General features: G+C 65.1%; 7 protein-coding genes and 1 pseudogene. 6 read left to right on the top strand and 2 right to left on the bottom strand.

What is annotated here, in order from left to right; translation table 11 throughout:
* A pseudogene (locus K8556_RS38450) lies at positions 1-618 on the bottom strand (DNA primase); the annotation flags it as partial.
* 694 nt (positions 619-1312) lie between these two features.
* Between K8556_RS38450 and K8556_RS38445 the strand changes: the two are divergent.
* The 4 genes from K8556_RS38445 to K8556_RS38430 all read left to right on the top strand — a co-directional run bounded on the left by K8556_RS38445 (position 1313) and on the right by K8556_RS38430 (position 5616).
* Entirely contained in the window at positions 1313-1984 is a 672-nt protein-coding gene (locus K8556_RS38445; protein ID WP_223745117.1) for a sigma-70 family RNA polymerase sigma factor, read from the top strand.
* 491 nt (positions 1985-2475) lie between these two features.
* Positions 2476-2931, top strand: coding sequence for a hypothetical protein (locus K8556_RS38440; protein ID WP_223745116.1), 456 nt, complete (start codon positions 2476-2478; stop codon positions 2929-2931).
* Positions 2932-2935: 4 nt separating this feature from the next.
* Entirely contained in the window at positions 2936-4330 is a 1395-nt protein-coding gene (locus K8556_RS38435) for a terminase large subunit domain-containing protein (RefSeq protein WP_223745115.1), read from the top strand.
* 191 nt (positions 4331-4521) lie between these two features.
* Positions 4522-5616, top strand: coding sequence for a phage portal protein (locus K8556_RS38430; protein WP_223745114.1), 1095 nt, complete (start codon positions 4522-4524; stop codon positions 5614-5616).
* 32 nt (positions 5617-5648) lie between these two features.
* Here the strand turns inward: K8556_RS38430 and K8556_RS38425 are convergent, their stop codons facing one another.
* On the bottom strand, positions 5649-6986 hold the full coding sequence (locus K8556_RS38425) for a hypothetical protein (protein WP_223745113.1): 1338 nt from the start codon (positions 6984-6986) through the stop codon (positions 5649-5651).
* A gap of 135 nt (positions 6987-7121) precedes the next feature.
* On the opposite strand from K8556_RS38425, the gene K8556_RS38420 reads away from it, so the two are divergent.
* Together K8556_RS38420 and K8556_RS38415 are read left to right on the top strand one after the other, a co-directional pair.
* Positions 7122-7808 (top strand): HK97 family phage prohead protease, encoded by a 687-nt coding sequence (locus K8556_RS38420; protein WP_223745112.1) that lies wholly within the window; start codon positions 7122-7124, stop codon positions 7806-7808.
* A partial coding sequence (locus tag K8556_RS38415) for a phage major capsid protein (protein WP_223745111.1) occupies positions 7805-8646 on the top strand: 842 nt, incomplete at its 3' end. The genes K8556_RS38420 and K8556_RS38415, both read left to right, overlap by 4 nt.

The raw sequence follows: 8646 nt of genomic DNA, 5'->3' as shown, positions 1-8646 counted from the left end.
CAGCAGCGTGGCGAGATGCTGCATGTCCACGGTGGCCAGCAGCGGCGCCGGCGCAATGCTCGCGCGTGACGACGCCATCAGGGCATCCACGTCCAGCGGCTTGCCCTCCGCGCTCTCCGCGAAGCACTCCGCTCCCTCGGGTGCGTCGGGCAGGTAGTAGAGCCGCGACAGATCCTTTGTGGCTGGATCCGCCGGTATGCGTAGCAGGGCCAGGGCTGCGGCTCGCACGGCAGGCCACTCGCGCGGAAGCACCGGGCGGCTCAGCGGCATGACGAGCCGCATGCAGAAGTCTGGTGGCCGGTGGCTGTGCGTGGTGTGCAGGGCGTAGGCGTAGCCATCGCGCTCCAGCACTTCGAGCGGCGCTAGTTGCTCCGGCGTCAGGTGGTCCAAGTCAAAGACGGAAAGCGTGATGGCGTGCACGAAGTCATTGCCGCGTCGCTCGCCGATGTCCACGGGGCTCCATGCTGGGCCGTTCTTCGCAGGGCACCGGCCAGGGCAGGGCATCTGCGGGCATTTGCTGCGGCGATGCGTGGTGAGCAGTGTGCGCAGCCGCGTCCAGTCCCAGTTCTCGACGCGCGGCGTGTTGTCCTGGGCGGATTCGTAGAATGCGACTTTCATGGGTGATGTGTGCTCCAGCCGTGTGGCAGCGGGGCCGCCCAGCACGGACGACGCCCTTCGCTGTCTCAATGGGGGCACTTTCGACGGGTGGCGTGCAGCGGCAGGAACAGCCGAGTCACACGGCAACACCACACACAGGGGTCGTTGTCCTATCTCCTATTGGTTCTCGCGCGTATATATGTAGTTCTCTCTCAAGCTCTCTATGAAAGAGAGAGAACGAGAGTGATAGGTGTGTGGCGGGTGTGTTGGGCTCGCCGCCCTGCCTTGCGGTGCCGCTCCTCGCGCTCGCGACGAAACACCCGCGAAAAGCCACCGGCTGAGGCTGCCCCCATTTGCAGGGGAGGGCCTGGAGACCTGCCGGGTGATAGCGGTGCGGGGCACCGTGTCAGACGGCGATGCTACTCCCCAGGTCCTGGCCATTGGAGGCAACCATGCGGGTCCATCCGGACACAGCAAGTCGGCACGCCCTGTATCCCGCCATGTCACAAGTGCGTGGATGTTTCACGCATAGCGGAGGCATGCCCTTCCTGCGTGACTTGGCAGGTGTCTTGCTGGGCGCTGCGCACATTGTCGCATGGGGAACGACGTGTTTCTCAACGCACGAGAGGGGCAAGGCGTGAAGAAGGGCAGTGCAGCGAAGCGGGAGTCTCATGTTTCACGTAGCGGAGCGTCGCGGCCGAGCCCGGATGAGCTGGTGAGCGAGATTCACAGGCGCCATGCGGCGGGCGAGTCCACGCGGGCGCGGCAGCTGGTGGATGCACTGCTGCGCCTGCTGGAGCCCCAGCTGCGGCGGCAGGCCCGTGGCTACGAGAAGCTCAGCGGGTCGCTGCTGGAGGACGACCTCGTCCAGGTGGCGCTCCTCGAAGCGCTCAAGGCAGTGGAGACGTACAAACCCGAGAAGCGCGGCCGGCAGACGTTCTCCACCTGGGTGGAGTGGCGAGCGCGCCGGGCCATCATGGAGCAGATCCGCCTGCACTACGCGGACGTCCGTCCCTCGGACGCAGCCCAGCGCGGGCGCAAGGGCCAGCCGAAGACACGGCCCATGCCACTGGTGAGCCGCGACGACGCGGCAGAGTCGCTGCCCGGCTCGCTGACGCAGATGCACGACGCTGCCCTGGCGCTGGAGGTGGCCACCGTCGAGGAGCTGTACGCGCTGCGTGAGGAGTGCGCACGGCTGCGGCGCGAGGTGCTGCGGCTGGACCCCAAGCTGCGAGAGCTGGTGACTCGCGTCCATGGCCTGGGGCAGGAGGCGTGCGGCATCCGCGAGGTGGCCGAGGACTGGAACGAGCCACGCAGCCGCCTGGACGTGCTGCTGGCCCGTGCCCATGAGCAGCTCCGCGAGCGCCTGGCGGACATGGGCGACTGATGCCCGTCCTCGTCGCCCAGCGTGGCGGCCCCTGTGCCGCATGCGGTGCGCCCGTGCTGAAGGGCGAGCGCATCGAGTACACACTGGGGACGGGGCCGCGTCACTTCGCGTGCGCCGACAGGGTGCCGGAGCTGCGGCGCAACCAGCACACCGCGCTTTGCGTCCTGTGCGGCGTCCAGGTGCCGAGGGGCGCCGGAGCCCTGTCCGTCACGGAAACGTGCGAGGGCGGGGCGTATAGGCGGCGCTGGGCGGTGTCGTGCGTGGACTTCTTGACCTGCCACGAGCGCATCGTGGCGGCTCTGCCCGGATTGCAGTCACGTTGAACATGGCTTGAGGCCCCCCCGGGTCCAAATTTGGGACGGTCGTCCCGTTCCTGCCTTGCTCGGCGGGCCCCCACGCTCGAAAAATCTTGAGAAAAACGCAGGCCTGCCCGCGATGTGTGCGGCGCGAAGCGGAAATCCTGCGCGCATCCCGCCCCCATTGAGGGAGGGATGGCACCTCCTACGAAGCTAACCCCTGAACTTCAGGCCGAGATTTGCGGCCACCTGGAGCGCGGCCTCTTCCGTCGCGCCGTGGCGGGCCTCGTTGGCGTGAACGAGCACACGCTTTCGCGCTGGTTTCATCGCGGCGCGGGAGAGGAACGGGGCCGCTTTCACGAGTTTTTCCTCGCGGTGAGCGCTGCCGAAGCGCGCTTCATGCAGTCCGCCACGGACATGCTGATGGCGGCTGCTGCGCACAACCCGAAGCACGTCCAGTGGCTTCTGTCGCGGCGCTTCCCCGAGCTGTACGGGAGGAGGGACAACGTCTCGGAGGTGGCCCCCGAGGACAAGGCCGCCGACGAGCGCGCGCTGCGCGAGCTGCTGATGGACCGACTGGGTCGCCTGCTGCCGGACGCTCCCGAAGCGACGGCGGGGGCCAGCAGCAGCGGGGGCGACGATGCGCCGTGAGCGCATGCCCTTCGCTGGGATGCTGGAGCAACTTGCACCAGACGAGTCCCCCGCCGCGTTCATGGTGCGCCAGGCCGGCACTCGCCAGGGCCTCGCGCGCCTCTTCGGGAGGATGAGCCATCCCGAAGTGGAAACGCTCGTCCACGACCTGGACTTCTGGGCGAGGCGCGAACAGGTGCCGCCCACGTCGTTCGCCACCTGCTTCATCATGGCGGGTCGGGGCTTCGGCAAGACGTGGAGCGGGGCCCGGTGGGTCATCCAGAAGGCCCGGGAAGCGAAGTCCATCGGCGCCCTCATCGGTCCCACGGCGGCTGACGTGCGCGACACGATGATCCGTGGTTCCAGCGGAATCCTGGCCCTGTCGCCGCCCTGGTTCATGCCCGTCTACGAGCCCAGCAAGCGTCGGGTGACGTGGCCCAACGGCGTCTACGCCATCTGCTATTCGGCGGATAAGCCCGACCGGCTGCGAGGGCCGAACTGCGGTTGGGCCTGGGGCGATGAGCCAGCCTCCTGGAAGCACGAGATGGCGGCCTTGGACCAGCTTCCCATGGTTCTGCGCATCGGCACCGCAGCGCACCCGCCCCAGCTGCTGCTCACGGGAACGCCCAGGCCGTTGCGAAAGCTGGAGGAGCTTCTCTTCGCGGATGCGGAGGCGAAGACGCTACGGCCGGGCGTGGTGCTGCGCACCGGCTCCTCGCTAGCCAACAGCGCCAACCTGGCGCCCAGTGCTGTGGCCACCATGCGCGCCCTCATGCACACGCGCTGGGGGCAGCAGGAGGTTCTGGGCCGGCTGCTCATGGACGTGCCCGGCGCCATCTTCGGCTCGGCGAAGTGGGGCAGGGTGGAAGCGGACGCCCACGAGTACTCGCGCGGCCTGGACCGGCGCATCGTGTCCCTGGACCCGGCGCCCACCAGCGAGACGGGCTCGGACGAGACCGGCATCATCGTCCAGGGCGTGAGAACCAGTCCCCTGGTTGGGACGGATGGCGCGCCCCTCAAGCGCGTGTCGGTGCTCAAGGATGCGAGCCTCCGGGGCTCGCCGCGTGAGTGGGCCGCCGCTGCAATCCGGGAGTACCTGGCGTTCGGCTGCGACGCCCTGGTGGCGGAGGTGAACTCGGGCGGGGAGATGGTGGAGACGACCATCCAGACCGTGGCCTCTGAGATGGGCGTCCAGGTCAACGTGAAGCCGGTGCGCGCGCGGGAAGCGAAGTCGAAGCGCGCCGAGCCGGTGAGTGCTCTGGCGGAAACGGGCCGCATCGAGCTGGTGGGCACCTTCCCGAAGCTGGAGGCGCAGCTGTCCAAGTTCTCCGGCGTCAACGGCCGCCGCGATGACCGCGTGGATGCACTTTTGTGGGGGACCCACGAATTGGTCTTCGCGGATTCCTTCTTCTGCCTGTGAGGCTTGCGATGGGTTTGTGGGAGCGGATGAAGTCGGCGGTGGTGCGTCCACCGCGACAGGGGACGGGGCTGGAACTGGCGCGTTGGCAGCAGGCGCCACCGCGCCGGGGCACGGCGCAGCTGTTGGCGGCGTACAGGGACCTCCCCTGGCTTCGAGCTGTCGTGGACGTGGTCGCGGACTCTGTGGCCGGGGTGAACTGGCGCGTTTACCGCCTCGTCTCGCGGGAAGGCCACCCGGTGAAGGACTACTCGCTGCGCAGCGCGACGCGCGAGGTCCGCGCCATGCGGCTGAAGTCCATGCTGGAGGCGGGCGAGGTCCAGGAGGTGCCGGACCATCCCATTCTGCGGATGCTTGCGGACCCCAACGACCACCTGACGGGCCGCTCCGTGACGAAGCTGGTGCAGGTTTACCTGGACCTCGTGGGCGAGGCCTTCCTGGTGCTGGAACGCGTGGCGGGCTTCCCCGTGGGCTTCTGGCCAGTGCCTCCCAACCTAGTCACCCGCCTGCCGGCGCTGGATGTCCCGCGCGAGCAGCGGACCTTCACTGTCTCCGTGGGCGGCGTGACGCGGGAGATTTCAGCGGCGGATGTGCTCCACCTGCGCAACCTGGACCCCGAGGATCCGCTCGGGCGCGGCGTGGGCCCGGCCTTCGCGTTGGGGGATGAGCTGGACACGGACGAGTTCGTGGCGCGGTTCCTCCGGGCGAGCTTCTGGAACAACATGCTGCCGCCCGCCATCGCGTCGATTGAGGGCCTGACGGACGCGAACAGCGCGGGGGCGAAGGCCTTCAAGGAATCCCTGGCGCGCGAGCACCAGGGCCCGGATAAGGCGGGGAAGCTGCTCCTCACCAGCGGCCGGGTGACGTTCGCGCGCCTGGACACCAGCTTCCGCGACATGCAGCTGGTGGAACTGCGGAAGTTCCTCATGGGCTTCGTGCGGATGACGTATCGGGTGCCGCCCGAAATCGTGGGCGACATCTCCAGCTCGAACAAGGCGACAGCCTTCGCGGCGCGGGAGAACCTTGCCGAGCAGGCGACCTTCCCCCGCATGGAGTTCCTGCGCACCGAGTACCAGATGCGACTGATGCCCCTGTTCGGCGACGCGGAGGCCATCCTCGACTACGACAGTCCCGTACCGGCCGACCGCGAGCACCAGCTGCGCGTCATGAGCACCATGCCAGAGGCCTTTAGCTATGACGAGTGGCGCGAACTGGCAGGCTTCAAGCCCGACCCTAAGCGACAGGGCTACCCGCTACCGATGCCTGGACAGAAGCCAGATGACGGGTAAAAAAGGTGAACTGGTTTGTGGGTGGAGGGGGGTCAGTAAAATAGGTCGATTATGGTTTTGGCTGCCAAGGCGGAGAGGCTTGTAAGCTGCGGTATGGCGAGATTCCTCAAAGCCGATGCCTTAAATGGCCATGTGGGGTAGCGGGAGACGGGAATCATTTGTCTCTTAAGTTCGGCAATTCGAGCCGCGCTCGTGGCAACGTCGGCTGTTTCGCCTTTGTCAATCTTCTCCTGTGTTTGCTGTGTGAGGCTCTCTAGGAAAATTGAATGCCGAAGTTCTCTGGCGTCACGCTCCTTGACCATGGATGCATGGAGCCCAGCAAGCGGCCAGATCAGGCAGGCGATAGATATTGGTATGAGGATGGCCATTCCCAATACTGAAAATTGCCTTACCGGCGAGGCCCAAATAGATGCGCGAGATGGCTTGTTGTGAAGATTTATCTCCGCCAATTCACTTTCAATGCTCCCTATACATGCCCTGTACTCGGCATCGCTGGGGGCGGATTCAAGGTCCGTGCATTTCTTTTTTAGGCGCTCAATGCGCTTGGCGCCGATCTCCTTGAGTAACATTGACCGCGCAATTCGCATGTTCGCCTCGTTGAGATCGCGGCTAACTCTCGGGCTGGGAGGCGAGAATGGATGGCCCATTGCATAGTGCTGGTCTGGCGGCAACTTAGGATCGAAGGCGGCGAGTGTGAGAAACGTAGAGATTAATATTAGGGGGGCCGTCATCCAGATGAAAAATGTGCCGATGGGCTCAAGGCCGCCACATTGGTCCTGATGCTCAGGCAGTATTCGAATGGCGTCATGCTTGCCTAGTGAGTGGAAGAGGTTGGCTATGCTGAGCATTATGAATCCAGCGGCGCCGAGCATCCAAGCCCAAATTCCAGTCCCTGCCGCCCACGCTAAAAGTGGTCCATGTGTGATGTTTTCTGAGAGGAAAAACTTGAGAAATACGCAGGTTATAGCCAGAGCGATGGCGGGGAGAATGAATCGGTGGCGCCCGGCAAGTCCCAGGGTGAAAGAGTTGATGCGTTCTTCTATGACGGCTGTATTGGATGGGGTGCTTCGCGACTGAACTAGGGCTAGGGTTTTTGGTAGCAGGCTGAGCCAATGGTTGAAAAGCGCTGCGGAAATTGAGAGAACTATGGCTGTTGCTATGAATGGCAAGTCGAATCTTTGATTTATCAGAAGCACCATTGCGCCAGTGGCAAGAATCGTTAGCCACGGCCTTCGGAATAGAATCCTCTCTGCTGCCGTCGGAAAGAAGGTGTAGCCCTTGGGGTGGGCGTTTGGGGCCGCGTGCAGTGTTGCTGTGCTGGATTGCTGCGCTGGATTTGATTGAGTGCGTTTTTGTTTGTTTGCTTTCATGGTGGCTGACTGATTTTGCACCGCCAGTGTCCTTCAGGTCGATAGTGTGTGAATGTGGTTTTGGGTGTGGCTGGATGGGATGTGCTCTTCTTTCTGAGCGAGCGTGTTTGAAAATCGCCCCCATTGAAGTGGTGAATGCTGAAGCCACTTCTGAGAGCCCACCGCCTCCTCGTCCAGAAGGATGTACCTCCGCCAGTTGAGGGCCGGCCGAAGGTTTTCACCTTTCGGGCGAACGACGCCGACTTCGATAGGTACAACGATCGGTTGTCCGTCCAGGGCTGGCGCCTTGACGCGTACGCCGCCAACCCTGTCGTTCTCTACATGCATGATGACGGCTCCGGCGGGCTCTTCGGCGCGGGCCGCACGGACATCCTGCCAATCGGAAAGGGCCGCGCCTACGTTCAGGGCGACGCCCTCCTGGTGGACATCGAGTTCGACCAGGACGACGAGTTCGCTCGGCGCGTCGAGTCCAAGGTTGAGAAGGGCATCCTCAACGCGGTGAGCGTGCGTTACCGCATGCTGCGCTACCACGAGAACGAGCGCGGCGGTTACGACTGCGACGAGCAGGAGCTTCTCGAAATCTCCGTCGTTACGATTCCCGGCAACCAGCGCGCGGTGCGGCTGAAGAAGAACTCCGATGAACGCGCCGCCCTCATCCGCGACATCGCAGACGCGGTGGTGAAGGCGCTGGGCCGCAAGCCACGGAAGAAGCGCAAGGACGCGACTCTCGCCGTACCTCCTTCCCTTTCCGAGTCCGACACCCATGCCCTTGCCGCTCACACGGCGCGGGCCCTGTTGCAGCACCTCCAGGAGAAGGCATGACCCCCGAGCAGATGCAGGAGATGGCGAAGTCCTTGGGCCCGCTGGTGGCCGCGCAACTGGTGGAACAGTCCAAGGGACACCGCGACAGCTACGCGGCCCTGCTGGGCTCCAAGGCGGCCGACAGCGCGCCCGAGGAGCCCCGCCGCGCGCCCATTACCGGCAAGCACATGACGGAAGGCACGGGCCTCAACCTCATCCGCTACGTGAAGGCGAAGGCCGTCGCGCGCATGGACGGGCGCAACGTGGTGGACGTGCTGAAGGGCTGGGGCGACGAGGTCGTGAGCAAGGCCCTCTCCCAGGGCAACTACTCGGGCCTGGGCTCTCTGGTGCATCCCCAGTTCGCCTCCGAGTTCATCGAGCTGCTGCGCAACAAGGCCGTGGTGCGGCAGGCCGGCGCCCGCGTCATCCCCATTGGTGCCTCGCTCACCTTCGACCGGCAGTCCATCACGGGCACGGCCTTCTACGGCGGAGAGACGAGCACCATCCAGGAGTCGGAGCCGGGTACGGACACGGTGTCCCTGTCCGAGAAGAAGCTCACGGCGCTGACGGCGGTGCCCAACGACCTCATCCGCAACGCGTCCGTCAACGCCGAGGAGTTCATCCGCAACGACTTGCTGAACGTCATGGCTCTGCGGGAGGACGCAGCCTTCCTGCGGGGCAGCGGCACGCAGCTGGAGCCGCGCGGCATCCGCAACCAGCTGGACGCGGCGCACGTCTACGCGGAGACGGTGGCCACGGTGGGCGCGCCCACGCTGGGCGAAATGAAGAAGGAGCTGAACAAGGCGAAGAAGAAGCTGAAGAAGGCCAACGTGCCCATGGTGCAGCCGGTGTGGCTGAT

Origin of the sequence: Corallococcus sp. AS-1-12 (assembly GCF_020036995.1) — a bacterium.
In the GTDB taxonomy this organism is placed as follows: Bacteria; Myxococcota; Myxococcia; order Myxococcales; family Myxococcaceae; genus Corallococcus.
Note: the sequence above shows the minus strand (reverse complement) of the source record. Positions and strands in the feature narration are given on the sequence as shown.

Coding starts and splice junctions, on each gene's coding strand:
- K8556_RS38440 (WP_223745116.1), top strand. CDS start 2,476: ATGGCACCTCCTACGAAGCTAACCCCTGAACTTCAGGCCGAGATTTGC.
- K8556_RS38435 (WP_223745115.1), top strand. CDS start 2,936: ATGCCCTTCGCTGGGATGCTGGAGCAACTTGCACCAGACGAGTCCCCC.
- K8556_RS38425 (WP_223745113.1), bottom strand. CDS start 6,986: ATGAAAGCAAACAAACAAAAACGCACTCAATCAAATCCAGCGCAGCAA.
- K8556_RS38420 (WP_223745112.1), top strand. CDS start 7,122: ATGCTGAAGCCACTTCTGAGAGCCCACCGCCTCCTCGTCCAGAAGGAT.